The 23,959-nt window shown below is 67.0% G+C and carries 27 protein-coding genes and 1 pseudogene; 12 read left to right on the top strand and 16 right to left on the bottom strand.

Annotated elements, in window-relative coordinates; translation table 11 throughout:
• The first annotated feature begins 22 nt into the window (after positions 1 to 22).
• A complete protein-coding gene (mutL, locus tag HF680_RS02730) occupies positions 23 to 1,909 on the top strand; it encodes a DNA mismatch repair endonuclease MutL (protein WP_185224308.1) in 1,887 nt (628 codons plus the stop codon).
• A 24-nt stretch (positions 1,910 to 1,933) separates the two neighbouring features.
• Here mutL and HF680_RS02725 read toward each other — a convergent pair whose 3' ends face one another.
• Both HF680_RS02725 and HF680_RS02720 read right to left on the bottom strand, forming a co-directional pair.
• Positions 1,934 to 2,671 carry a hypothetical protein gene (locus tag HF680_RS02725; protein ID WP_185223988.1) on the bottom strand — a complete coding sequence of 246 codons (738 nt, stop codon included), beginning with the start codon at positions 2,669 to 2,671 and terminating at the stop codon, positions 1,934 to 1,936.
• Entirely contained in the window at positions 2,658 to 3,131 is a 474-nt protein-coding gene (locus tag HF680_RS02720; RefSeq protein WP_205195889.1) for a hypothetical protein, read from the bottom strand. Before HF680_RS02720 ends, HF680_RS02725 begins: the two co-directional genes overlap by 14 nt.
• Positions 3,132 to 3,254: 123 nt before the next feature.
• Between HF680_RS02720 and HF680_RS02715 the strand changes: the two genes are divergently transcribed.
• Positions 3,255 to 3,707, top strand: a complete 453-nt coding sequence (locus HF680_RS02715) for a low molecular weight protein-tyrosine-phosphatase (protein ID WP_161638994.1) — start codon at positions 3,255 to 3,257, stop codon at positions 3,705 to 3,707.
• Between the two features lie 43 nt (positions 3,708 to 3,750).
• Positions 3,751 to 4,203: a hypothetical protein gene (locus HF680_RS02710; protein WP_185223986.1), complete on the top strand. Its 453-nt coding sequence runs from the start codon at positions 3,751 to 3,753 to the stop codon at positions 4,201 to 4,203.
• Between the two features lie 71 nt (positions 4,204 to 4,274).
• On the opposite strand, the gene rsmD is transcribed toward HF680_RS02710, so the two are convergent.
• The 3 genes from rsmD to HF680_RS02695 are packed head-to-tail and all read right to left on the bottom strand — an operon-like array spanning position 4,275 to position 7,060.
• Positions 4,275 to 4,850, bottom strand: a complete 576-nt coding sequence (gene rsmD, locus HF680_RS02705) for a 16S rRNA (guanine(966)-N(2))-methyltransferase RsmD (protein ID WP_185223985.1) — start codon at positions 4,848 to 4,850, stop codon at positions 4,275 to 4,277.
• Positions 4,850 to 5,491, bottom strand: a complete 642-nt coding sequence (locus tag HF680_RS02700; RefSeq protein ID WP_185223984.1) for a TMEM175 family protein — start codon at positions 5,489 to 5,491, stop codon at positions 4,850 to 4,852. The genes rsmD and HF680_RS02700 overlap by 1 nt, the downstream gene beginning before the upstream one ends.
• Before the next feature lie 21 nt (positions 5,492 to 5,512).
• Positions 5,513 to 7,060, bottom strand: coding sequence for a pseudouridine synthase (locus HF680_RS02695; protein WP_185223983.1), 1,548 nt, complete (start codon positions 7,058 to 7,060; stop codon positions 5,513 to 5,515).
• Positions 7,061 to 7,072: 12 nt separating this feature from the next.
• On the opposite strand from HF680_RS02695, the gene tadA reads away from it, so the two are divergent.
• Positions 7,073 to 7,531 (top strand): tRNA adenosine(34) deaminase TadA, encoded by a 459-nt coding sequence (gene tadA, locus HF680_RS02690; protein ID WP_185224307.1) that lies wholly within the window; start codon positions 7,073 to 7,075, stop codon positions 7,529 to 7,531.
• Positions 7,532 to 7,581: 50 nt separating this feature from the next.
• A complete protein-coding gene (locus HF680_RS15915) occupies positions 7,582 to 8,007 on the top strand; it encodes an MliC family protein (RefSeq protein WP_084140420.1) in 426 nt (141 codons plus the stop codon).
• 143 nt (positions 8,008 to 8,150) lie between these two features.
• Here the strand turns inward: HF680_RS15915 and HF680_RS02685 are convergent.
• The 3 genes and pseudogenes from HF680_RS02685 to HF680_RS02675 all read right to left on the bottom strand — a co-directional run.
• Positions 8,151 to 8,591: pseudogene (locus HF680_RS02685) on the bottom strand (GNAT family N-acetyltransferase); the annotation flags it as partial.
• Positions 8,591 to 9,697 (bottom strand): 3-dehydroquinate synthase, encoded by a 1,107-nt coding sequence (gene aroB, locus HF680_RS02680; protein ID WP_185223982.1) that lies wholly within the window; start codon positions 9,695 to 9,697, stop codon positions 8,591 to 8,593. The gene aroB and the pseudogene HF680_RS02685, both read right to left, overlap by 1 nt.
• The gene (locus HF680_RS02675; RefSeq protein ID WP_185223981.1) at positions 9,694 to 10,260 is read right to left on the bottom strand and encodes a shikimate kinase; all 567 of its coding nucleotides are present in this window, start codon (positions 10,258 to 10,260) and stop codon (positions 9,694 to 9,696) included. Before HF680_RS02675 ends, aroB begins: the two co-directional genes overlap by 4 nt.
• Before the next feature lie 125 nt (positions 10,261 to 10,385).
• Between HF680_RS02675 and HF680_RS02670 the strand changes: the two genes are divergently transcribed.
• The 6 genes from HF680_RS02670 to HF680_RS02645 all read left to right on the top strand — a co-directional run bounded on the left by HF680_RS02670 (position 10,386) and on the right by HF680_RS02645 (position 13,988).
• The gene (locus tag HF680_RS02670; protein ID WP_185223980.1) at positions 10,386 to 11,288 is read left to right on the top strand and encodes a site-specific tyrosine recombinase XerD; all 903 of its coding nucleotides are present in this window, start codon (positions 10,386 to 10,388) and stop codon (positions 11,286 to 11,288) included.
• Between the two features lie 17 nt (positions 11,289 to 11,305).
• Complete coding sequence (locus HF680_RS02665) at positions 11,306 to 11,530, top strand: DUF1902 domain-containing protein (protein ID WP_137722619.1); 225 nt, start codon at positions 11,306 to 11,308, stop codon at positions 11,528 to 11,530.
• Between the two features lie 63 nt (positions 11,531 to 11,593).
• The gene (locus tag HF680_RS02660) at positions 11,594 to 11,788 is read left to right on the top strand and encodes a type II toxin-antitoxin system HicA family toxin (RefSeq protein ID WP_137721847.1); all 195 of its coding nucleotides are present in this window, start codon (positions 11,594 to 11,596) and stop codon (positions 11,786 to 11,788) included.
• Between the two features lie 90 nt (positions 11,789 to 11,878).
• The gene (locus HF680_RS02655) at positions 11,879 to 12,826 is read left to right on the top strand and encodes an acetyl-CoA carboxylase carboxyltransferase subunit alpha (RefSeq protein WP_185223979.1); all 948 of its coding nucleotides are present in this window, start codon (positions 11,879 to 11,881) and stop codon (positions 12,824 to 12,826) included.
• 134 nt (positions 12,827 to 12,960) lie between these two features.
• Complete coding sequence (locus HF680_RS02650) at positions 12,961 to 13,512, top strand: response regulator (RefSeq protein WP_137721848.1); 552 nt, start codon at positions 12,961 to 12,963, stop codon at positions 13,510 to 13,512.
• Complete coding sequence (locus HF680_RS02645; RefSeq protein ID WP_045811695.1) at positions 13,509 to 13,988, top strand: hypothetical protein; 480 nt, start codon at positions 13,509 to 13,511, stop codon at positions 13,986 to 13,988. Before HF680_RS02650 ends, HF680_RS02645 begins: the two co-directional genes overlap by 4 nt.
• On the opposite strand, the gene HF680_RS02640 is transcribed toward HF680_RS02645, so the two are convergent.
• From HF680_RS02640 to HF680_RS02610, 7 genes are all read right to left on the bottom strand, one after another.
• A complete protein-coding gene (locus tag HF680_RS02640) occupies positions 13,973 to 15,859 on the bottom strand; it encodes an ABCB family ABC transporter ATP-binding protein/permease (RefSeq protein WP_156146846.1) in 1,887 nt (628 codons plus the stop codon). The two genes, HF680_RS02645 and HF680_RS02640, sit on opposite strands and share 16 nt — an antisense overlap.
• Positions 15,860 to 15,933: 74 nt before the next feature.
• On the bottom strand, positions 15,934 to 16,950 hold the full coding sequence (locus tag HF680_RS02635; RefSeq protein ID WP_045811693.1) for a threonine aldolase family protein: 1,017 nt from the start codon (positions 16,948 to 16,950) through the stop codon (positions 15,934 to 15,936).
• Entirely contained in the window at positions 16,950 to 17,891 is a 942-nt protein-coding gene (locus HF680_RS02630) for a mechanosensitive ion channel family protein (RefSeq protein WP_045811692.1), read from the bottom strand. The genes HF680_RS02635 and HF680_RS02630 overlap by 1 nt, the downstream gene beginning before the upstream one ends.
• 52 nt (positions 17,892 to 17,943) lie before the next feature.
• Positions 17,944 to 19,632: a cisplatin damage response ATP-dependent DNA ligase gene (locus tag HF680_RS02625; RefSeq protein WP_045811708.1), complete on the bottom strand. Its 1,689-nt coding sequence runs from the start codon at positions 19,630 to 19,632 to the stop codon at positions 17,944 to 17,946.
• Between the two features lie 98 nt (positions 19,633 to 19,730).
• Complete coding sequence (locus tag HF680_RS02620; protein WP_039247720.1) at positions 19,731 to 20,225, bottom strand: RcnB family protein; 495 nt, start codon at positions 20,223 to 20,225, stop codon at positions 19,731 to 19,733.
• Between the two features lie 124 nt (positions 20,226 to 20,349).
• Positions 20,350 to 22,167, bottom strand: coding sequence for a response regulator (locus HF680_RS02615; protein WP_185223978.1), 1,818 nt, complete (start codon positions 22,165 to 22,167; stop codon positions 20,350 to 20,352).
• A gap of 80 nt (positions 22,168 to 22,247) precedes the next feature.
• Positions 22,248 to 22,544 carry a BolA family protein gene (locus tag HF680_RS02610; RefSeq protein WP_039247647.1) on the bottom strand — a complete coding sequence of 99 codons (297 nt, stop codon included), beginning with the start codon at positions 22,542 to 22,544 and terminating at the stop codon, positions 22,248 to 22,250.
• Between the two features lie 45 nt (positions 22,545 to 22,589).
• On the opposite strand from HF680_RS02610, the gene HF680_RS02605 reads away from it, so the two are divergent.
• Positions 22,590 to 23,258 (top strand): J domain-containing protein, encoded by a 669-nt coding sequence (locus HF680_RS02605; protein WP_045811690.1) that lies wholly within the window; start codon positions 22,590 to 22,592, stop codon positions 23,256 to 23,258.
• A gap of 4 nt (positions 23,259 to 23,262) precedes the next feature.
• Here the strand turns inward: HF680_RS02605 and HF680_RS02600 are convergent, their stop codons facing one another.
• Entirely contained in the window at positions 23,263 to 23,940 is a 678-nt protein-coding gene (locus tag HF680_RS02600) for an SDR family oxidoreductase (protein WP_185223977.1), read from the bottom strand.
• Positions 23,941 to 23,959 lie beyond the last annotated feature (19 nt).

Here is a 23,959-nt window from a genome sequence, read left to right as displayed (position 1 = left end):
CGCGCCCTATCTTCGCCTGCTCATGCCCATCCGCCGTCTTTCCCCCGAAACCGTCAACCGCATCGCCGCCGGCGAGGTGGTCGAGCGGCCGGCCAGCGCCATCAAGGAACTGGTCGAGAACGCCCTGGACGCCGGCGGCCGCAATATCGAGATCCAGGCCGACGGCGGCGGCCTGTCGCGCATCCTGATCGCCGACGACGGCAAGGGCATTCCGAAGGACGAACTGCCGCTGGCCATCGAACGCCACGCCACGTCAAAGCTGGAGCCGGACGACGCCGGCGACGTGGACCTGCTGCGCATCCACACCCTGGGCTTCCGGGGCGAGGCCCTGCCCTCCATCGGCTCGGTCGCCCGCCTGTCGATCACCACCCGGTCGCGTGACGAGACCGACGCCTGGGCCATCACGGTCGAGGGCGGCGAGACCCGGCCCCTGGCCCCCGCCCCCTTCCCCGGCCCGCATGGCGCGCGGGTCGAGGTGCGCGACCTCTTCTACGCCACCCCCGCCCGGCTCAAGTTCATGAAGTCCGAGCGGTCCGAGGCCATGGCCATCTCCGAAGAGATCAAGCGCCAGGCCATGGCGCACGAGGCCGTCGCCTTCACCCTGTCGCTGGACGGCAAGGTCACGCTGCGCCTGCCCGCCGAACATCCGGGCGACGAAGGCCGTCTGAAGCGGTTGTCCGCCCTCTTGGGTCGCGACTTCGAGGCCAACGCGCTCTTGATCGATCAAGAGCGGGACGGCGTGCGCCTGTCGGGTTATGCCGGCCTGCCGACCTATTCGCGCGGCAATGCGGCGCATCAGTATCTGTTCGTCAACGGCCGCCCGGTGAAGGACCGGCTGCTGCAAGGGGCCCTGCGCGGCGCCTATGCCGACTTCCTGGCGCGCGACCGGCATCCGGCCGCCGTCCTCTTCCTCGACATCGATCCGCTCTATGTCGACGTCAACGTCCACCCCGCCAAGGCCGAGGTCCGGTTTCGCGATCCGGCCCTGGTGCGCGGCCTGATCGTCGGCGCCCTGCGCCACGCGCTCCACGCCGCCGGCCACCGCGCCAGCACCACCGTCGCCGCCGACGCCCTTTCCGGCTTCCAGCCCCACACCGGCGTGACGCACAGTGGCGAGTGGCGAGGGACGAGTGCCGAGGGCTGGTCCGGATGGGCCGGTTGGAACGCGCCCGCTTCACAGACCGCCCAGGTCCTGCCCGGCCTCAACGAGCGCAGCGCCCGCGTCGAGCCGTCATGGGACGGTCCCTCATGGCCGTCGCAGCCCGCCCAAAACCGCGATCTCGCCACTGGCCACTCGCCACTCGCCACTCCGCCTCAAGACCCCCTCGACTACCCCCTGGGCGCCGCGCGGGGGCAACTCCACGCCAACTACATCGTCGCCCAGACCCGTGATGGTTTGGTCATCGTCGATCAGCACGCGGCGCACGAGCGGCTGGTCTATGAGCGGATGAAGGCCCAGATGGCCGAGGGGGCCGTGACACGCCAGGCCCTGCTGACGCCCGAGGTGGTCGATCTGGACCCCGCCGAGGCCGAGCGCGTCGCCGGGCGCGCCGAGGAACTGGCCGAGATGGGCCTGATCGTCGAGGCCTTCGGCGCCGGCGCCGTCCTGGTGCGAGAGACCCCGGCCATGCTGGGGGACACGGACGTTCAGGGCCTGATCCGCGACATCGCTGACGACCTGTCCGAACACGGCCAGGCCCTGTCGCTCAAGGAACGTCTCGCCGCCATCTGCGGCACCATGGCCTGCCACGGCAGCGTCCGCTCCGGCCGCGTCCTCTCGGCGCCGGAGATGAACGCCCTTCTTCGCCAAATGGAAGCCACCCCCCACTCCGGCCAATGCAACCACGGCCGCCCCACCTATGTGGAGCTGAAGCTGCACGACCTGGAGAAGCTGTTTGGGCGGCGGTGAATTTGCCGCCTCTATTATAACCGATTAAGAACCGGGGTTGAAAACCTCAAAGACATTTTGCAACAAAGCTTCGACGTGTGCTGCAGCCTCGTTCTGCCCAACCTTTAGACTATTCGGATGGCCACATCCATTTCGAAGGGTCAACGCTTGTTCCAATCGTTGCTTCCGGTTTTTCCCGATCATGGAGATGCCCATGATGCGGTTTAGGAAATCTCCTTCATTCATCGCGCCTATTTCGTCGGCGTTTTTCGCATCTTTCCATTTTAGGTTAACTTTCCGAGCCTCAGCATTAAATGCAGCTAGGTGGTTTGCGACAACTTCTTTTTTCAGAACATCCACGGCAGCAAGCCAAGCCATTACAATGGCAGAACGAAACAGCCTTGCCTCGTAGCATTTAATTGCTTCTTCAACGAAGGAGCGAGTATCGGTATCTTTGACATTCACTAGGTGTTTTCGGAGATCTAGCGCCACTTGGGTAGCAGCGGGACTCGCCGAATCTAGACCTATCGACTGCAACCGAGCTTTGCCTTTCTCAGCAATTTCATGACCACCCAACATCTGAAGCGACATCCCCTTCCCCCTCGCCAAGATGTCTGACACGTTCCACTTGTCGATATTACATCCTAAAGAACGCGCCTTGGCCTTGATCTCCGTAACCCCCGTCGGCTTCTCAAACACGGAAAGCACAAGCAAAATCTTGTCAATCCGCTGTAAGCCATCCTTCTGAAGCCATACCTTCAGCTGATCATCACTCAGCAACAAGACGGCCCTTCAGCGATGATTGTTCAGACGCCGACAACGAAAATTCGCTGTTAGATAGCTCATTAATTCGTCCCGCAGAAACTAGACTTGCAATCATTTTGCTTAGATTTCCGCCCATGTTTGCTTTATAATAGCTTTTCGCAGCCTTCATGGCTTCGTGCAACTCTTGCCTCTTGAAGCTTTCTTGCGAGTTTACGAACTGAAGATATGCTGCGGCAGACACAAGTAAATCTGGTCCTGAAGCGGCGCCTAACTTGGCGGCAATAGTATTTGGAGAAAAATTTAGCGTCAAATCGCCGCCCGTGGGAATGTCAGGCGAATGCAAGGTTGAGGCGGACGGTGCGTCGAATGCAGCGGCTGGGGTCACTCCCACTAGGCTTTCCAGATGGCTGAAAAGGTCCTTGATGCCCTCGAAATCGAACTGCGCATCGCCTTCGTACTCGAATTCGATGTGACCCATCTTTATCTTAAGTTTTGAAGACATTTTCCCTCCGGTTGCGACCACACTACCAGTCGCTGCGGAAATTCCAATGGTGGCGCTTAGGCGATTGCATCACCTGACGGCGTAGCGGAGTTCTGAGCCATGCCCTCCATCCTCTTCGTCTGCCTCGGCAACATCTGTCGCTCGCCCCTCGCCGAGGCCGCCCTGCGCGCCGAGGCGGAGCGGCTGCGCCTCGACCTGATCGTCGATTCCGCCGGGACCGGGGACTGGCATGCGGGCGAGCCGCCGGACCCGAGGGCGCAGGCGACGGCGCGGCGGCATGGGGTCGAGATTTCGGGGTTGAGGGCGCGGCAGGTGACGCAGGCGGACTTTCGCCGCTTCACCCACGTCATCGCCCTCGACCACGAGAACCTGAAAAACCTGCGTCGTCTGCGGCCCGACGATGCGACCGCCGAGCTCAGCCTGCTGCTGGACCACGTCCCCGGCCGCGAGGGTCAGGCCGTCGCCGACCCCTACTTCGGCGACGACGACGGCTTCGAGATCACCTGGGCCGAGGTGACGGCCGCCGCGCGCGGCCTGGTCGCCAAACTCTGATCCACGTCCGCATCTGACGTAGCGCCGGTCTATGGCTGGGATCATGACCGAGCCCTATCGCATCCGTGAAGCCGCCATCTGGGCCCAGGCCCGCACCGACTATCTGTCGGGTCTCAGCGCCGAGGCTGTGTGTCGCCGCCACGACCTGGGCCTTTCCGCCTTTCGCCGTCGCGCCCGCAAATACGGCTGGCGGCGCAGCGATCAGGTCGAACCGCCGCCCGGCGAGCTGGACCTGGACCTCTATTCCGACCTGGACATGGACGACCTGGCCCGCACCGCGCGCCTGCGCTTCGCCGAGGCGGTCGAGGGCGGACGCGCGTCGGACGCCCGCCGCTGGCGCGCCCTGGCCGACGAATTGACCCGCGAGGCCCGCGCCTTCGACCGGGACTTCTTCAGGGGCATGAGCCGCGAGGAGGTGGCCGCCTCGATGGAAAACATGCGGCGCGAGATCGAGGAAGAGGACGAGGCCCTGCTGGGACCGCCGCCCGAGGACTGAGGCGGTTGCGACCCGCTCGCAAAAATCTGCACGAAAGTGCACTGTAAAAACTCACAGTGTACATTTTCCGCTCAGGCGGCGGGGTCCGCCACCTTCAGGAACAGCACCCTGGCCGCGCCATAGTCGCGCGCGTCCAGCCGCTCATAGCCGGGGGTGTCGATCTCCGGCTCGTCCGACCCGCGCTCGAACACCACCAGGGCGCCGGGCTTGAGCCAGCTGCCCTCGATCAGCCGGGCCAGCGTCTGTTCCCCCAGCCCCTTGCCATAGGGCGGGTCCAGAAAGGCCAGGTCGAACGCCTCGGCGATCGGGCCGGGCCGCACGCCCAGGTCCGTCGCGCTTCGGCGATGCACACGCGTGCGCCCCATTAGCCCATAGGCGTCGGCGTTCTCGCGGATCGCGCCGCGCGCCCCGTCGTCCGTCTCGACGAACAGGCAGAAGCCCGCGCCCCGGCTGACCGCCTCGAACCCCAGGGCGCCCGAACCGGCGTACAGGTCGATGACCCGCAGGCCTTGCAGGCTCTCGCCCCAGGCGGCGTGTTCCAGCACGTTGAACACCGCCTGGCGCGCGCGGTCCGAGGTCGGGCGCGTGCCCTGCCCCTCCGGCGCGACGATGGCCCGGCCCTTCAGGCTTCCGGCGACGATCCGCATCAGGCCGCTCCGCCAAAACGGCGTCCGACCCACACCCGGCCGGCGATCAACAAGCCCAGCGCCAGCGCCGTCACGGCCGCCAGCAGCCCCACGCCCCTGGCCATCAGGAAGAAGCTCAGCGCGCAGGCCAGCCCCGGCATCAGGGCATGGGTCACGACCACCGTGGCGCGCACCGCCCAATGCGGTCGCGGCCGGATCGCATCGGTGACGAAGGCAGCCCAGCCATAGGCGCCGGCGTGCATCACACCGACCAGCGCCACCAGGCTCAGATAGATCCACACCCCCTCGCCGTTACGCGGCTGTTCGTAGAGCAGGGTCGTGGCGAACGGCATCAGCACCACCCCGGCCAGGGCCAGCATGTTGAAGATCATCACCCCGTTGCTGAATCCAACCATGCGCGTGAACACTCGCCGGTGCGTGTTCCAGAAGACGCCGATGATGGCGAAGCTCAGCGCAAAGGCGGTGAACATCGGCCACCGCTCGGCCCACAGGCTGGCCCACTGTCCGTTCCAGCCTTCCGGCACATGCAGTTCGATGGCCAGCAGGGTGATGGCGATGGCGAACACCCCGTCCGAGAACAGCAGCAGCCGTTCCAGGCTGTGATCCTTGTGCGAAACAACGTCCGCCGTCTGGTCGGTCATGTCCCCTCGCTCGCTCTGGCCTCAGCGCGGCGAACGGGGCTTGCCGCCTGGCCCGCGTCCGCTGGTTCCTGATGGACCGGCCGGCTTGCCGCCGCCCGTGCGAGGCTTGAAGTCGCGCCCGCCGCTCGGCTTTCCGCCGCCTGCGCGGGGGTCGGAACCGGCGCGTCCCGTCGGCTTGGCGCCGGGCTTGCCGCGCCGATCGTCGATGAACTGGTCGTCGCGCGGCTTGAAGGCGCGCTTTGGCCGATCTCCATCCCTCACGGAGTTGGCCTCGCGCCCCGGACGATCACCGGCGGGCGCGGTGCGTTCACGCGGCTTGAAGGTCTTGGAATGCTCGAACCTGGGCGCGGCCTTGGCCCAGCCTTCCTTCTTGGGAGGACGTTCGCGGCGCTCGACCGCATTCGCCTGGGCCGTTTCGGCGGCGCGGACGCGGCTGGGCTTCCTCGACGGGTCCGACATGGCCGAACCCGACCGGCCCTTGACGATGGGCGTCGACACCCGACGGCCGGGGATAGGCGCGGGCGTTTCGACCGTATTGCCGGTCGGCAGGTTCTCGGGCCGGATGTAGTCGGCCAGCAGCTCGCGGATCACGCGCGGCCCCACCTCCTCCACCGACCCGACCGGCAGCACGTCGAGGCGGAACGGGCCGTAAGCCAGGCGGATCAGCCGGTTGACCGTCAGGCCGACGGACTCCAGCACCTTTCTGACTTCGCGATTCTTGCCCTCAGTGATCGACACCGAGATCCACAGGTTCGCCGGCGCCTTGCCGTCCTCGGACTTCGACTCCTTGGCCTTGTCCAGCTTGGCCTCGATGGGACCGTAGGAGACGCCGTCCACGACCACGCCGTCCTTCAGCGCGTCCAGCTGCTCCTGGGTGATCTTGCCCCGCGCCCGCGCCCGGTACTGACGCACCAGCGAGGTCGAGGGCAGTTCCAACGCCCGGCTCAGCTCACCGTCGTTGGTCAGCAGCAGCAGGCCTTCGGTCGCCAGGTCGAGCCGTCCGACCGAGATCACGCGCGGCAGGCCGGCCGGCAGGGCGTCGAACACCGTCGGCCGTCCGGTCGGATCGCTGTGACTGGTCAACAGGCCCGCCGGCTTGTGATAGCGCCAGACGCGCGTCGCCTGCGCCCCGCCGATGGGCTTGCCGTCCACGGTGATCACGTCGTCGCGCGTCACCAGCGTCGCGGGCGTATCCAGGATGCGGCCGTTGACCGCCACCTTGCCCAGGCCGATCAGCCGCTCGACCTCGCGGCGCGAGGCGATGCCGGCGCGCGCCATGGTCTTGGCGATTCGCTCGGCGCGCAGAGGCGTCTCAGGCGTCTTGGACTTGCCGTCCTTGGCGCCCTTATCGGCGCGGGCGCGGTCGCTGCGCGGCTTGTCGCTGCGGGGGGGGTCGGCCTTGTCGCCGAAACGCTTGGGCCCGTCTTCGCGAGGGCCGCGCGGCTTGTCGCCGAATGATCTCGTCCCGTCGCCGCTCTTGCGGGGACCGGAGGATTTAAAGGGCCGGGGCGACCGTTCATCTTGACGGGCGCGGGGCTTCTTGTCGTTGTCGTCTGTATGGCGGACCATGATGAGCGGTTCATGCGCATGGCGCTGGACCAAGCGCAAGCGGCGGCGGACGCAGGAGAGGTGCCCGTGGGCGCAATTCTTGTCGATCCGGCTTCAGGTGAGGTAATTTCGACCGGCGCCAACGGTCCGATTGCGGCTCACGACCCCACGGCCCATGCCGAGATCGTCGCCATGCGGCGCGCGGCGACGGCGCTGGACAACTATCGCCTGACCGGCCTGACCCTTTATGTGACGCTGGAGCCCTGCGCCATGTGCGCCGGCGCCATCAGCCACGCCCGCGTCGGCCGCGTCGTCTGGGCCGCCGACGATCCCAAGGGCGGCGCCGTCATCCACGGCCCGCGCCTGTTCGAACAACCCACCTGCCACTGGCGCCCGACGACGAACTCAGGTGTTCTGGCGGACGAGGCGTCGTCGCTGCTCAAATCCTTCTTCCGTCAAAGACGGGGAACGGCGACAGGCGGCGCACGTTAGAACGCCGCGAAAAGCTGCGCCGTTGGGCGGGGCCGTGGAGGGAAAAGACCTTGTTCAAGCCGGATCTGCCGCAGTCGATCGTGTTCAGCGGCCTGGCCGCCCTGGCCCTCCTCACCGCCTGCGGCGCCGACCCCGACAAGGCGCCGCGCACCGGCGACGAGGTCAAGGAACGCGCCATCGAAGCCCAGACCGCCCGCCAGCGCACCGGCGCCGAAATCCAGGACCGCACCCTGAACCGAGTCGTCCACACCGTTTATCTTTGCGACAACGGCGAGCGTCTGTCGGTCGATTTCGACAACCCGCGCCAGATGGCCACCATCCGCAACTCGTCCGGCGAGGCCATCGATCTGTATCAGGAGCGCGCCGCCGACGGCATCTGGTACCGCGCCTCCAACGTCGAACTGCGCGGCAAGGGCGTCCTCGCCACCTGGTCCGTCGAAGGTCGCCAGCCGACGGAATGCCGGGCCGTGGACTGATCGAAGGCCGCTAACCGCCGGTCCAGCGTTTGGCGCACCTCGGGCCAGTCATCGTCGATGACGGCGAACATGGCGGTGTCGCGCGCCCGGCCGGTCCAGGTGATCTTGTGCTTCCTCAGCACGCCCTCGGCCTTGGCGCCCAGCTTCAGGATGGCCGCCTGGCTCCTGGCATTGACGGCGTCGGTGATGATCTCGACCCGCACCGCGCCCGCGTCGAAGGCATGCCCCAGCAACAGCCGCTTGCAGGCCGGGTTGATCGCCCCGCCCCGCGCCTCGGGCCGATAGAAGGTCGAGCCGATCTCGCAGCGGCGATAGGCGGGGTTGATCTCGTACAGGCTGGTCGTCCCGACCACCGCCCCGTCCGAGCGTCGCCGCACCGCATAGGCGATTCGCGTCTGCGCCTGCATCGCTGCCAGCGCAGCCTTCCACCAGGCATCGAAATGATCGCCATAGGCTGGCGCGACCATGACGCCCCAGGCCTCGGGATCGCAATCCAGCGCGGTCTTGACCTCGGCTTCCAGTCCTTCCTCGAACGGCTCCAGCCGCACGAAGCGATCCTCCAGAGCAACCGAGGCGATCTGCATCACGCGGTCGCGCCTTCCTCGATCAGGAAGCCCCGCACCTTGGCCGCATCCACGCCCTTGGCGACGAAGGCGTGGCCGATGCCGCGCGCCAGGATCAGGGTCAGCGCCCCGCCCTCGGCCTTCTTGTCGCCCGCCATCAGGGCCAGCAGACGGTCGGCCGCGAACGATCCCGCCTGATCCAGCCGGGTGGGCAAGCCCGCCGCCGCGACCACCGCCTCGACCCGTTCGACATCGTCCGCCGAACACAGCCCTTCACGCGCCGAATAGCGGAAAGCCATGCAGCAGCCCAAGGCGACTGCCTCGCCGTGCGCCAGCGCCCCTTCGTCGAAGCCGACCTCGGTCTCGATCGCATGGCCGAAGGTGTGACCCAGGTTCAGCAGGGCGCGCCGCCCCGCCTCCTTCTCGTCCTCTCCGACCACCGCGCTCTTGATCTCGACCGAGCGGATTACCGCCCGTTCCAACGCCGCCGGATCGCCATTCGCGCCCGCAGCCCCCTCGCCCGCCAGCCAGTCGAAAAAGGCCGCGTCGCAGATCAGCCCATGCTTCAGCACCTCGGCCCAGCCGGACCTCACCTGGCGTTCCGGCAACGTCGCCAGCACGTCTATGTCCGCCAGCACCAAACGCGGCTGATGGAAGGCGCCGACCAGGTTCTTGCCGCGCGGCGTATCGATGGCCGTCTTGCCGCCGACGGACGAATCGACCTGGGCCAGCAGGGTCGTCGGAATCTGCACGAAATCGATGCCGCGCATGAACAGGGCCGCCGCCAAGCCGGCCAGATCGCCCACGACCCCGCCGCCCAGAGCGATGACCACGTCCTTGCGATCCAGACCGATCTCCAGCAGCCGGTCCAGCACGCGTTCCAGCTCGGCGAACGACTTGGAGCCCTCGCCCGCCGGCACGGCCACGATCTCGCTGGTCACGCCCGCCGCCGTCAGCGACGCGGTCAGGGTCTCGGCGTGGATGCCCGCCACTGTCTCGTCGGTCACGATGACCGTCCGCCCCTTGGCCAGCGGTGCGATGTGTGCGCCGGCCTGCGCCAGCAGCCCGCGCCCCACCACCACGTCATAGGCGGCAAAGGCTCCGCCGCTGACCGGAATGATCGTCATTGCGGGATCTCCGTGCGTCGTCTCTGGCGCCAGTGTCGGCGCAGGTTCTTGTGAATGGCGTCGACCGCCTGGCCGTGCGAGCCCTGCCCGACGTCCACGGCCACATCGGCCTCGCCGTAGATGGGATAGCGCGCCTGAGCCAAGGTCGTCAGAACCTCCAGCGGATCCTTACCCCGCAGCAGGGGCCGCGTGTCGCGGCGCGCCACCCGTTCCGCGATGACCGCCAGATCGGCCCTCAGCCAGACGGTGTCGGCCTTGGCCTTCAGCAGCGCCCGCGTCTCCGGGTTCATCATCGCCCCGCCGCCGGTCGCCAGCACGATCGGCGGCCCCTCCAGCAGCCGGCGGATCACCCGCGCCTCGCCCGCGCGGAACTCGGCCTCGCCCAGGGCGGCGAAGATTTCCGAGACCGTCATCCCGGCCGCCGCCTCGATCTCCACATCCCCGTCCGCGAACGGCAATCGCAGCCGATTGGCCAGCCGACGACCCACCGACGATTTGCCCACGCCCATCAGGCCGACCAGGGCTATGGTGCGGGTCGGACCCGGATTCGCGCGCCGCCTCATCCGGCGGCTCCGGCGGAACGGTCGGTCGAGAGGAAGGCGAAGGCGGCGGCGCGGGCAGGCATGATCCAGAAAACCTCTACACCAAGCCGAACCTTGCGCCAGTCGTTCAGGCTGCGGATCGCCGCATGACGCCCCAGATCGAGGCCTTTCTGGAGATGATGGCGGTCGAACGCGACGCCTCGCCCCATACCCTTTCGGCCTATGGCCGCGATCTGGCGGACGCGGAGATGGCGCTGTCGGACGCCGGCGGACTGATGAAGGCCGACGCCGAGGCGGTCGAGGCCTGGTTCGCGGACCTGTCGCGGCGGGGTCTGTCCGCCGCCACCGCCGCCCGCCGCCGCTCCTCCGCGCGCCAGTTCTACCGCTTCGCCCTGGCCGAGGGGTGGCGCACCGACGACCCCGCGCGCCGTCTCGACGCCCCCAAACAGGGCCGGTCCCTGCCGAAGGTGTTGAGCCGCGCCGAGATCGACGCCCTGCTGGCCGCCTCGGCCGCCCGCGATGCGGCGGCGGGCCTGCGCCTGGTCGCCCTGGTCGAGATGGCCTACGCCTCCGGCCTGCGGGTGTCCGAACTGCTGGGGCTGAAAGTCGAGGCCGTTCGGCGCGACCCCGCCTATCTGATCGTGCGCGGCAAGGGCGGCAAGGAACGGCTAGCCCCCCTCAACGCCGCCGCCCGCCAAGCGATCAAGGCCTGGCTCGTCGCGCGCGACGCCAGACGCAAGCCGGAGCCGCCCGACAGTCCCTGGCTCTTCCCCTCCTCCGGCCGCACCGGCCATCTGACCCCGCGCCGTTTCGCCCAACTGCTGGACGAGGCGGCGATCACGGCCGGCATCGACCCGGCCCGCGTCAGCCCCCACGTCCTGCGCCACGCCTTCGCCACCCACCTGCTGGAAGGCGGCGCGGACCTGCGCGTCGTCCAGACCCTGCTGGGCCACGTCGATATCGCCACGACCCAGATCTACACCCATGTCGCCACCGATCGCCTGGCTCAGGTCGTCCACCAAAACCACCCCTTGGCGCGCGACGACTGACGGCGCATATTCCGGCTATGGCTGAAGAGTTCTACGTCAAGGCGATCTGGGATCCCGAGGCAGGAGTCTGGTGCAGCGAGTCGAATATCGTCGGGCTGGTGCTGGAAACGGCGACACTCGGTGAGTTCGAGAACCTCGCTCGCCATTTCGCGCCTGAGCTTCTGGCGGAAAATCTCGGCATTCATGGCGCTGTCCCAGTGCGGTTCGAAGCGGCTGGTGGATTTGACGTGATCGCTGCGTGACCGTGCGTTGAGCCGGAAATGTCGGCGGCGATGATGCGCGATCTGCCCTGATCGGAAGCCGCCATGCCGAAAGACTTCTACCCCGAACTGACCGCCCTTCTCTTCGCCGCCGGCTGGCATCGTGTCGTGAACGCCAAGGGCAGCCATGAGAAATGGCGGCATCCCGACCGACCGCATGCCGTCATCGTGCCGCGCTCGAAGAGCCGCCACACCGCCAACTCAGTCCTTAAACAGGCTGGTTTACCCAAGGCCTTCTGAACCCCCGCTTGCCCGGCGGCGTTGACCTCTCTAGGTTCGCGCGCCTTCCCCAAGGGCGCTTTCGCCCGTTTGCAGTTCCCGGACGCCTTGATGGCCACGCACTATCTCGACTTCGAAAAGCCGATCGCCGATCTGGAAGCCAAGATCGAGGAGCTGTCGCTGCTGGCCGACACCTCGGGCGACATCGACCATGAGATCGAGGGCCTGCGCAAAAAGGCCGACCAACTGCGCAAGAAGACCTACGCCGGCCTCGACCCCTGGATGAAGACCCAGGTCGCGCGTCATCCGCAGCGCCCGCACTTCATCGATTATGTCCAGAGCCTGTTCACCGACTGGAACGAGCTGCACGGCGACCGTCAGTTCGGCGACGACCAGGCCATCCTGGGCGGTCTGGCCCGGTTCCGCGGCCGGCCCGTCGTCATCATGGGCCACGAAAAGGGCCACGACACCGCGACCCGCATCACCCACAACTTTGGCATGGCCCGGCCCGAGGGCTATCGCAAGGCGGTGCGCCTGATGGACATGGCCGAACAGTTCGGCCTGCCGGTCCTCAGCTTCATCGATACCGCCGGCGCCTATCCGGGCCTGGGCGCCGAGGAGCGCGGCCAGGCCGAGGCCATCGCCCGCTCGACCGAGCGCTGCCTGACCCTGGGCGTGCCCTCCATCGCCACCATCACGGGCGAAGGCGGCTCGGGCGGCGCCATCGCCATCGCCGCAGCCAGCCGCGTGCTGATGCTGGAACACTCGATCTATTCGGTCATCTCGCCCGAGGGCGCCGCCGGCATCCTGTGGCGCGACGGCGCGCGAGCCAAGGACGCGGCCATGGCGATGAAGATAACCGGCCCGGACCTGATGCAGCTGAAGATCGTCGACCGCCTGATCGACGAGCCTGTCGGCGGCGCGCACACCGATCGCGACACGGCCATGGCCAATGTCGGCGAGGTTCTGGCCGAAGAGTTGAAGGGCTTCGACGGCCTGACGCCGCAGCAGATCAAGAAGCGTCGAGCGGATCGCTTCTACGCCATCGGCGCCCTCTGACGCCCGGTCGCTCTGGCGACCAGCGTTAACGCAGCATCCACCCTCGTCTGCCAAGCTCGGCGCTTCGTTCAGGGGCATCGGGGTTTGCGACCGGCCATGAGTTCAGCGGCGCGACAGACGGGGGCCTTTGCGCCATGAGCGGCGGTGAGTCCCTGCGTGAAAGCGCCGTCTTCAACCTGGCCGGGGCGATCACGATGATCGTCGACGATTCGCCATTCTCCCTGACCCTGACGTCCAACGCCCTGACCGGCTTCGGCATCCGCCCGACCTATGCGTGCGGCACGGGCATGGAAGCCAAGAAGCTGCTGACCGACAAGCCCGTCGATCTGCTGGTCGTCGATACCGACATGCCCGACATCGACGGGTTCGAACTGGTGCGCTGGCTGCGCCGCTCCGGCCCCAATCCCAACGCCTTCACCCCCGTCATCATGACCGCCAGCCACATTCGTCGCGGGCGCGTCGCCGAGGCGCGAGACTGCGGCGCCAACTTCGTCGTCACCAAGCCCTTCAGCCCGGCGCTTCTGCTGGAGCGCATCCTGTGGGTGGCGCGCGACAGCCGGCCCTTCCTGGAGGTCGGCGACTATCTGGGGCCGGATCGCCGGTTCCGACACACCGGCTATGAAGGCGTGGAACGCCGCGCCGACATGATTCGCAAGGCGAAGGGGATGGAGAGTCTGACCCTATGACCGTCATCACCCACACTCAGCGCAAGTCGCGTCTGGCGGAGATGCTGGATCGCCCCGGCGGCGTCAGCGTCGGGGTCGCCCTGGCCCAGGCCCGCGCCAATCTGGACGGACTTCAGGATCAGGCCCGCGCCATCATCGGCGACAATATCGCGGCCCTGCTGGCCAAGCCCGATCCGAACCTGATCGAGCCCATGCGGCTGGACCTGGCCTATTCCGCCTCCAGCCAGATCATCGACGCCGCCAGCCCGTTCGAGATGGACGACCTGTGCACGGCGGCCAAGGGCCTGTGCGACCTGCTGGACGCCGCGCCGCGTCAGGGCGGTTTCGACTGGCGCATCGCCACGGTCCATGCCCAGGCGATGAAGCTGTTGCTGGCGCTGCCGCCGCAAGAGCAGGCCGCGCGGACCGCCATCCTGACGAACCTGCACGAGGTTCTGAGAAAGAAGCTCCCGACCGCCGATCAGTCGGCCATCTGAGGCGTCTTGCCGCCGCGCGTCTGTTTGCGCCACAGCGCCGCGTATTCCCCGCCTTGTCGGGCCACCAGTTCGTGGTGACCGCCGCGTTCGACGATCCGCCCGGCCTTCAGCACCAGAATCTGGTCCGCGTCCGCCACGGTCGACAGCCGGTGTGCGACCACCAGGGTCGTGCGGCCGTTCCTGGCCTTGCGCAGCGTCTTCTGGATCGCGGCCTCGGTGCGGCTGTCCAGGGCGCTGGTCGCCTCGTCCAGGATCAGGATGCACGGATCGGCCAGCAGGGCGCGGGCGATGCCCACTCGCTGACGTTCGCCGCCAGACAGCTTCAGCCCCCGTTCGCCGACCTTGGTCTGCATGCCGTCCGGCAAGCCGCGAATGAAGTCGGCCAGTTCCGCCGCCTCCGAGGCCGCCCACACCTGCGCCTCATCCGCCTCTGGCCGGGCGAAGGCGATGTTGGCGGCCAGGGTGTCGTTGAACAGCGCCACATCCTGCGGCACCAGCGCCACCGCCGACCGCAGCGAGGCTTGGGTCACCTCGCGCGCATCATGGCCGTCGATCAGCACGCGCCCTTCCTGCGGATCGAGCAGGCGCAGCGCCAGTTTGACGATGGTGGACTTGCCCGCGCCAGAGGGCCCGACCAGCGCCGTCGTCGTGCCCGGCGCGGCGTAGAAGCTGACGTCCTCCAGCCCATTGGCCCGCGCGTCGTGGCGGAAGCCGACGGCCTCGAACGCCACCGACGCCCCGCGCGCATCGACCGGCCGCGGGAGCGCGACGGCGTTCGGCGCATCGGCGACCTGCGGCGTCTGTCGCGTCACCTTCAGCATCTCCTCCATGTCGATGAAGGACTGACGGATCTCCCGATAGGCGAAGCCCAGGATGTTCAGCGGCGCATACAGCGAGATCATGATCAGCACCGCCGCCGTCACGTCGCCCGGTCCCATTCTTCCGGCCGCCGCCTCGAACCCGGCCATCACCGCCATGACGCCCAAGCCCAGGTTCATCACCAGGGCCTGCATCCCGTTCAGCATGTTCAGCGAACTGTTGGCCTTCAGCGACGCCTCGGCATAATCGCCCAGCGCGCGATCATAGGTCTGGGCCGCGCGCGTTTCGGCCCCGAACGACTTGACCGTCTCATAATTCAGTAGAGCGTCGACCGAGACGCCGGCGGCTTCGGAATCGGCCGCATTCATGATCCGGCGATGCTCCAGCCGCCAGTTGGACATGGCGAAGGTGGCGGCGGTGTAGATGACGACCACGACCACCGCGACGGCGGCGAAACGCCAGTCGTATTTTGCCCCCAGCACCCCGGCTGCCAGCACCAGCTCCACCCCCGTCGGAACCAGGTTGAAGGCGAGGATGCGCAGCAGGAAATCGACCGCGCGCGATCCCCGATCCATCGTTCGCGACAGGGCGCCGGAGCGTTTGGTCTGGTGAAAATCCAGCGACAGGCTCAGCGCATGAGCAAAGGCCTCGGCCGCCGTTGCGCGCTGGGCGGCGGCGCGCACCGGCGCGAACACCACGTCCGACACCAGGGGCGAGGCCGCCGATAGAAACCGCACGAGGGCCCAACCGATGGCGAAGGCTGCAAAGCCCAGGCCGACGGCGGTCGCCGCACCCTGCCCCGCCGCCAGACGGTTGACCGCCGCGCCCAGCACCAGCGGCGCCAAGACGCCCAGCCCCTTGCCCGCCAGCGTCAGCAGAATGGCCGAGATTAGCCGCAGTTTCAGGTGCGGCGCGCCGGATCTAGCCACCAGCCGCGCAAGGTCCGCCAGCGCCGCCAGCGTCGGGGGTCCGTCCGTCTTGTCCTGTGGGCTCCCTGCCTGCTGCGCCTTGACCATCGGATCACGCCTGCCGCCGGAGCGTTCGCCTCGCATCGCCATGATCCGCATATGGAAAGCCAATGCGACAGGGGAAAGGCCACGCTGGCGCGCAAGCGGGGATTCGTCGCTCAGCCCAGACCGGCGACCGCCTCGATCAACTCGTCCACGGCCGCTTCCTGCGTCGCCCACGAACAGACGAAGCGCACCGAACCGTCATCGAAGGCGTAGCAGGCCCAGCCCATTTCGTTCAGGCGGGCGTGCGCCTCTTTCGGCATCCGCACGAAGACGGCGTTCGCCTCCACCGGATGGGCCAGGACGAAGGGCGACCGCCCCGCAATGCCGGCCGCCAAGCGCTGCGCCATCAGATTGGCGTGGGCGCCGCCCGATTCCCAATCGCCGCTTTCCAGCAAGCCCAGCATCGGACCCGACAGCAGACGCGTCTTGGACGACGTCTGGCCCGCCTGCTTCAGCCGGTTGTCCAGTCGCCGCGCCAGGCTCTTGTCGAACAGCACGATCGCCTCGGCGCAGTTGGCGCCCGCCTTGGCCCCGCCGAACACCAGCACGTCCACGCCCAGGCGAGGAATGTCCTTCAGGTCGAAACCGGCGGCGACCGCATTGGTCAGGCGCGCCCCGTCCATGTGAACGCCGTAGCCCAGCGCCTTGGCCGGTTCGATCAGGTGGCGCAGCTCTTCCTCGGTATAGACCGAGCCATATTCCGTGGCCTGGGTCAGCGACAGGGCGGCGGGCGGCTGACGATGCCCGACTTCGGGTTCGCCCAACTGCGCCTGCAGGGCCAATGGATCGATCTTGCCCGAGAAGCCCGGCAGCCCGATCAGGCCGACGCCGTGACCGAAGAAGCCCGGCGCCCCAGTCTCGTCGGTGCAGATATGCGCCGCATGGTGCGCCAGCACCGCCTCATAGGGTTGGGCCAGCATCGACAGGGCGATGGCGTTGGCCGCCGTCCCGCTGAAAACAAACCGCACCTCGGCGTCCGCATCCAGACGCTGGCGAATCTGGTCGGCAGCGCGGGCTGTGACCTCGTCTGCGCCATAGGCGCGGGCGAATCCCTTGTTGGCCCGCACCAGGCCTTCGATGGCGCTCAACGCCATGCCGGCGGTGTTGTCGGAGCCGAAATCGTAACGCATCAACTGGCCTTGAAAGCTGTATCGGGGGTCGTCGCGCCCGGAACGACCGACGACGGCTCGTGATCGCCATAGGGAACGGCGACCTGATGCGGGAACGGAATCTCGATCCCGGCGGCGTCCAGCGCCTCCTTGCCGCCCTGCATCAGATCGGCCTGGGTCTGCCACCAGTCGCCGACCTTGACCCAGGCGTGCAGCGTCACCTGCACCGAGCTGTCCAACAGGCCCGTCACGCCGGTCCACGGATGGGGATCTTGCAGCACCTTGTCGTGTGCGGCGGCCATATCCGCCAGCACGCAACGCGCCTGGTTCAGATCGTCGCCATAGCCGACGGTGAAGTTGATCTCGATCCGGCGGGTCTGCTGGCCGGTCAGATTGGTCAGCGGGTCGCTCAGGACCTTCGAGTTCGGAATGACGATCTTGTGGTTGTTGGCGTTGGACAGCTGGGTCGTGAACAGGTCCAGTCGCTGCACCGTGCCGCTCATCCCGCCGACATCAACCACGTCGCCGACGCGGTAGGGCCGCAGCACCAGCAGCATGATTCCCGAAGCCACGTTCGACAACGTGCCCTGCAAAGCCAGGCCCACCGCCAAGGACGCCGCACCCAGCACGGCGATGATCGAAGTGGTCTGAACGCCCAGGCGTTGAAGCACGGCGATCATGCCGACGATGAAGACCACCACCCGCACCACCTGGACCGCAAAGCTCAGGACCGTCGGATCGTGGCGGAAGCCCTTGACCCGCGACAGGGTATTGCGCGCCGCCCGCGCCGCCCATTTCGCCGCAAAGACCGTCAGGACGAAGATCAGGATGGCGATCGTCAGATTGATCGCGAAATCACCCGCCATGTCGGTCAGCTTGGCGATCACGGCGGCGTCGATCGAAACGGCCTTGCGCCCTGCGGCGACCGCTTCGGCGACATCGTTGGAAAGAGGCAGAGACATGAGGCCGGGTCTAACGCCTGACGCGACGATTGGAACCCCTGAAAGCCCGATTTCAGGCCTTTGCGATCCGTCCGCCGCCGCTTTCGATGGCGTCCAGCAGGTCCATCACATCGTCGATAGTGTTGGCCTCTCGCGCCGGCTTGTCCCAGCGAATGCGGCTGACGCGCGGAAAGCGCATGGCCACGCCCGACTTGTGCCGCGTCGAGCGATTCAGTCCCTCGAACGCGATCTCAAGCACCAGGCCGAAATCCCGCTCGGCCCGCACCGACCGCACCGGCCCGAACCGGTCGATGGTGTGGTCGCGCACGAACTTGTCGAGCTGTTTCAACTCCTCGTCGGTGAAGCCGAAATAAGCCTTGCCCACCGGCGTCAACGCCCCTTCCGGCGTCCAGACGCCGAAGGTGTAGTCGGAATAGAAGCTGGAGCGTTTGCCGTGGCCGCGCTGGGCGTACATCAGGACGGCGTCGATGACGTGCGGGTCGCGCTTCCACTTGAACCACGGCCCCTTGGGTCGCCCCGCCAGATAGGGGCTGTCCCAGCGTTTCAGCATCAGTCCCTCGGCCGCCGCCCCGACCGGCGGATCGGCCCGCAGCCGCGCCAGTTCATCCCAATCGGCGTAATCGACCACCGGCGACAGGTACAGTCGCTCGCCGGTATGACCATTGACCAAGGCCTCCAGGCGCGCCCGCCGCTCGCGCAGCGGCAGGCCGCGCAGATCCTCGCCATCCTGAGCAAGCAGGTCATAGGCGACGACCGCCGCTGGAAAGGCCTGCATCGCCTTGGCGTCCACCGACTTGCGGTTCAGCCGCTGCTGCAGATCCCCGAACGGCGCCACCGCCCCGTCGCGCCAGACGATCAGCTCACCATCGATCGCGCCTTCGAACGCCAAGGCCTCCATCACATCGGGAAAGGCGGCCGAAATCTCGTCGCCGGTTCGGGAATAGAGTTTGCGGACCTCGCCCTCCAGCACCGCCTGAACCCGAATGCCGTCCCACTTCCATTCGGCCGCATAATCGGCCGGCGACAGTTTGGGCAGATCCACGGCTTCATCGATGGCGACGGCCAGCATGACGGGTCGGAACCGGCCGGGCGCATCCGGGCTGGGCCGCTCCGCCCTGCCCTCCAGCCAGGCGAACAGGTCGGCGTAGGGCGGCTCGACCGCGTGCCAAACTTCCTCGATGGCAGAGGCGTCCAACGCCTCCAGCGTCATCTGCGCCTCGTCCCCGTCCGGCGAGGGCGGCGCCATCACCGCGTCCGGGCGCATCATGGCCGCCGCCGTCTTGGCCAGCCGCGCCGACAGGCCGACGCGCAAGGCCCCGGTCATCAGCTTCAGCAGCGCCCAGCGCCCTTTCGGCTCCAGCGCATCCAGCCAGCCTTCCAGAAGGCCGCGCACCTCCGTCCGCGTGGCGGTCCTTAGCGCCTCGACGACCTCGGCCAGCTCGGGCTCACGGTTTGGCCGGTGGTCCGGCGTCACGGGCCAGATCAGGGCCGCGGTCTCCGCCAGATCGCCCACATAGTCGTAGGACCAGCCGAACAGCACACTGTCGACCCGGCCTTCGACCGCCTTTCGGATCATGGCCGGCTTGGCCGCGTCGAACGTCAGGTCGCCGGTCAGGGCCGCCAGCGCCCATCCCCGGTCCGGATCGGGCGTCGCTCTCAGATAGTCGCGCACCAGCACCAGCTTCGCATTGCGCGAAGCCGTCAGGGACAGGCGGTCCAGAAGCTCGGCGAAGGCGCGCATCGTCATCCATCTTGGGCGCCGGAAGCGTCGCCGTCCTCTTCAGAACGAAAAACGCCCCGGAGGTTTCCCTCCGGAGCGCATCTCAAATCCTTGACGGATCAGTTGAACAGGCCGGCGATCACGGCGGTGATCAGGCCGCCGGCGACGGCGGCGAGCACCACGTCATTGCCGCTGCGGACATATTGGTAGCCACGGGGCGGCGCGCGCAGGCCATAGCGGTTATAGTCGTGCACCACATAGGCGTTGGTGCGGTAGTAGGACGGCATCCGCTGGCCATAGCTCCAGGTCCGAACCGCATAGCCGCGCGGCGGGACGTAGCGCGGGGCGTTGTAACGACGTTCCGCACGCTGCCAGCGTTCATAGGCGCGTTGCTGCTGGCGATAGTCCCGACGATCCTCGCGCAGCTCGCGGCGGTAATCGCGGCGATCCTGGCGATAGTCCCGACGATCGTAGTGGTCAGGACCCGGACCGTGACGTGCGGCGGGACCATGCGGACCGTGGGGCGGTACGGGCTGAGCCGAGGCTGCGCCTGCTGCGCCCAGCGCGCCGGCGGCCATGACCGAAGCGATTGCGGTGGTCAGGATCTTTTTCATGATCGTGTCTCCATCTGCGCCGAAGACCATCGGCTTGGGTGCAGTTATGGAGCACGGCGACTGAGGCGCGCCTGAACCGGCGTCCTCGGCCCAGGTTCATGTCGGGAACACAGGATCGCCGCAATCAGGCGGCGACGGAGGCCTCTGATGGCGGTGCGGCCATCTGCGCAACCGCGTCGCGACCGCCGCTGACGTGACCCATCAGGGCGGCCAAAGCGCCGAAATCGATCGGCTTGTTCAGATAGGCGTCGGCGCCGGCCTGAAGACCAGCCTCATGATCCTCATGACGCGCCGATGCCGACAGGACCACGATTGGCGTATTCGCATTCTGGCCGCCTTCGCGGATGATGCGCGTTGCGGTCAGTCCGTCCATGACCGGCATGTTCACGTCCATGATGATCAGGTCGAACGGCTGATCCTTGGCGATATCGACCGCGACCTGCCCGTTCTCGGCCGTCGAAGTGACGTGGCTGGCCGAGCTCATCCAGGCCTCCAGAATCATGCGGTTCACCGGATGATCCTCGACCACCAGGACGCGCAACGATTCGCCGCCTTCGATCTCGGCATGAACCTCAGCCGCCGCGACGGGCTTGGCCCATTCCACGACCTCGGCCTCGATTTCCAGGGTGAAGCACGAGCCCTCGGCGAGCTTGGACGTCACGGTGATGTCGCCGCCCATGATGTTGGCCATGCGCCGTGCGATCGTCAGGCCCAGACCCGTTCCGCCAAAGCGCCGCGTGGACGAGGTATCGACCTGGGTGAAGGGCATGAACAGCCGCTCCAGATCGGCCGCCGCAATGCCCGCACCGCTGTCCTGGACGACAAATTCGAACCGCACGCGCTGATCCGATACGCGGTGTCCGCGCACGAGGTAGTGGATCTCGCCAGCTTCGGTGAACTTGACCGCATTGGACAGCAGGTTCTGCACCACCTGACAGACGCGCAGCGGATCGCCGCGCACCACCGTCGGAATCTCGCCCTCCACGGTCGTAACGAACGTCAGGCCCTTGGCTTCGGCCTGGGCCTCGAAGGGGCCGGTGATGCGCTTGTTCAGGCCGTCGATGACGATATCGACGACCTCGAAGTTCATCTTGCCGGCCTCGATCTTGGTCATGTCGAGGATGTCGTTCAGCAGCGACAACAGATTGTCGCCGGAGTTGCGGATGATCGACAGATACTCGCGCTGCGTCGTCTCCAGTCGCGTTGCGCTGAGCAGTTGGGCCGCGCCCAATACGCCGTTCATGGGCGTGCGCAGTTCGTGCGAGATCACGCCCAGGAAGTTCGACTTGGCATCATTGGCGGCGTTGGCCTTGTCGCGGGCCGCTTCCAGCTCCTCGATCAGATGCGCCTGATGCGACTGGAAGGCCCGAATGCGGTCTTCGCGCAGCAGGGTCATGGTCACCAGCACGAACAGACCTGCCGCCGTGAACGGCAGGACCGCCAGCATCGACCAGAAGGCGTTGGTGCCCCACAGGCTGAACAGAATGATCGTCGCGGCCGCGCCGTAGGGCGAAGAGATGATCAGGGCCTGACGCGGCGAGCTGCGAAGCTGGGCGAAGACCAGCACATAGCCGGAAATCAGTAGGGCGAGGGCCAGGGGCCGTCCGAACTCGGTGGGGGAGAACCAGGCCATCAGAGGCGCGATGGCCCAAGCGCCGGTCGTCACCGTCGCCACGATCGGGAAGATCACGCCCCAGTTGGTGCCGACGCGATGGCTCAGGCGATGTTCGACGATTCCCCGCAGCGACCCGGCCGCCAGGGTGCCGCCGAACCACAACAGCGCCGGCCACAAGCCGACGGTGCCGAGAAGACCCACGCCCCACGAGGCGATGATCATGTAGCGGAGATACTGCGTCTGCAGGATGGCGGTCAGCGCCTGGGCCGCGTCTCCGGCGCGTTGCTCGCCTTCGAGCGCCTTCGCGACGCCGTCTGATTCCACCATAAGCCCAGATCCCCACGTTCTGTTTGGTCGGACGACGCTAAGACGAAGGTTCTAAGACGATGTGAACGCAGTTCTTTCGCTCAGCCAGCCTCCTCCGGCGTCAGCGCCTTGATCGAAAGAGCGTGGACCGGTCCGGCCATCTCGTCCTTCAGCAGGGCGTTGACCGCGCGCTGTCGCGCCAGCCGCGACTGCCCCTGGAAAGCGGCGGACACGATTACCAAGTTAAAGTGGCTTTCGCCGCCAGGCTTGGCGTCCATTCCGCCTTCATGATGATGTCCGGCGTGGCGCCAGCTGTCGTCCTCGACCTCCAGACGCAGGGGCGACAGCCCTGCCGTCAGTTTTGCACGAATAATCGTCGCCACCGGGCCTTCAGACATGATCGATTCCTTGATGCTGTCCCAATCGGGCTTACACTTCGGGTGATGTCCGCCTCCTTTCAATACAAGCCGCGCTTCACCGACATTCGGGTGAAGCCGCCCAAGCCCGAGGAAGAGGCGGCGAAAGCCGACGTCCTGCACCTGAAGCCGGGCGAAAAGCCGTGCCAGTGGCCCGACTGTCGCCGAGCCGCCGCGGCCAAGGCGCCCAAGTCCCGCGAACGGCTGAACGACTTCTATGAGTTCTGCCAGCCGCACGCCGGCGAATACAACAAGGGCTGGAACTTCTACGCCGGCATGACCGAGGGTGAGATTCGCGCCGCCCAGGAAAACGAGGCCATGACCGGCGGCCGCCCGACCTGGGAGATGCAGGCCGGCAAGTTCACGCGCGAAGCCGCCGCCTTCGCCGCCAAGATGGGCACGTCCAACACCACCGGCGCCGGCTCATGGCGCGACAGCTTCGGCTTGTTCGGGCGCAAGGGCGATCAAGCGCCGCAGTCTGCGACCGAGGACCGCCGCATCGGCAAGCTGGAACGCGCCGCCCTCGCCGACCTCGATCTGGATCCCGGCGCGGACAAGGCGAAGGTCAAGGCTCAGTATCACGAGCTGCTGAAGCGGTTTCACCCCGACACCAACAGCGGCGACCGCAGCGCCGAGGCGAAGTTGCAACGCGTGATCAAGGCCTGGAAGACGCTGAAGAAGGCCGGCCTGGCCTGACGGTCTAGTCGGCGTAGATCATCTTGCGCGTCATGCCGCCGTCCACGGTCAGCACCTGGCCCGTGACAAAGCCCGCCTCGGCGAGGTAGAGCACGGCCCCGGCGATATCCTCGGCGCGGCCGACGCGGCCGACCGGATGCTGTTCGTGATCGACAGGACGCAGATCCTCGCCGTCCGAAATCCAGCCTGGCGCGATGGCGTTGACCCGGATCCGAGGGCCTTCGCTGATCGCCAGGGCGTGGGTCAGGGCGAACAGCGCGCCTTTCGACGCCGCATAGGCCTCGGTGTGCGGTTCTGACATGAAGGCGCGCGTCGAGATCATGTTCACGATGGCGCCGCCCTCGTTCAGCATCGGAATGGCGGCGCGGCTCATCAGAAAAGCGCCGGTCAAATGGCTGTCGATCGTCTTGCGCCAGTCCGCAAGCGACAGTTCAGCCAGCGGGCCGTTCACCGGATCGGCGATGCCTCCGTTGTTGACCAGCAGGTCCAGCGACGACCAGCCCAAGGTCTCGAACGCCTGTTTGACCGAGTCCTCATCACCCAGATCGCAGTCGATATGACGAGCCTCCCCCTCACCCGGCTTCAGATCGAAGGAGGCGACTTCCCATCCGTTGGCCAGCAAGGCGTCACAAACGCCCGTTCCGATCAGGCCTGATCCGCCTGTGACAATCGGTTTTTTCATGGTGCTGAAACCGGCTACG

It is taken from the genome of Brevundimonas huaxiensis (assembly GCF_014218725.1).
Lineage (GTDB): Bacteria > Pseudomonadota > Alphaproteobacteria > Caulobacterales > Caulobacteraceae > Brevundimonas > Brevundimonas huaxiensis.
The sequence above is the reverse complement of the archived record's forward strand: the minus strand, read 5'-3'. Positions and strand labels throughout refer to the sequence as shown.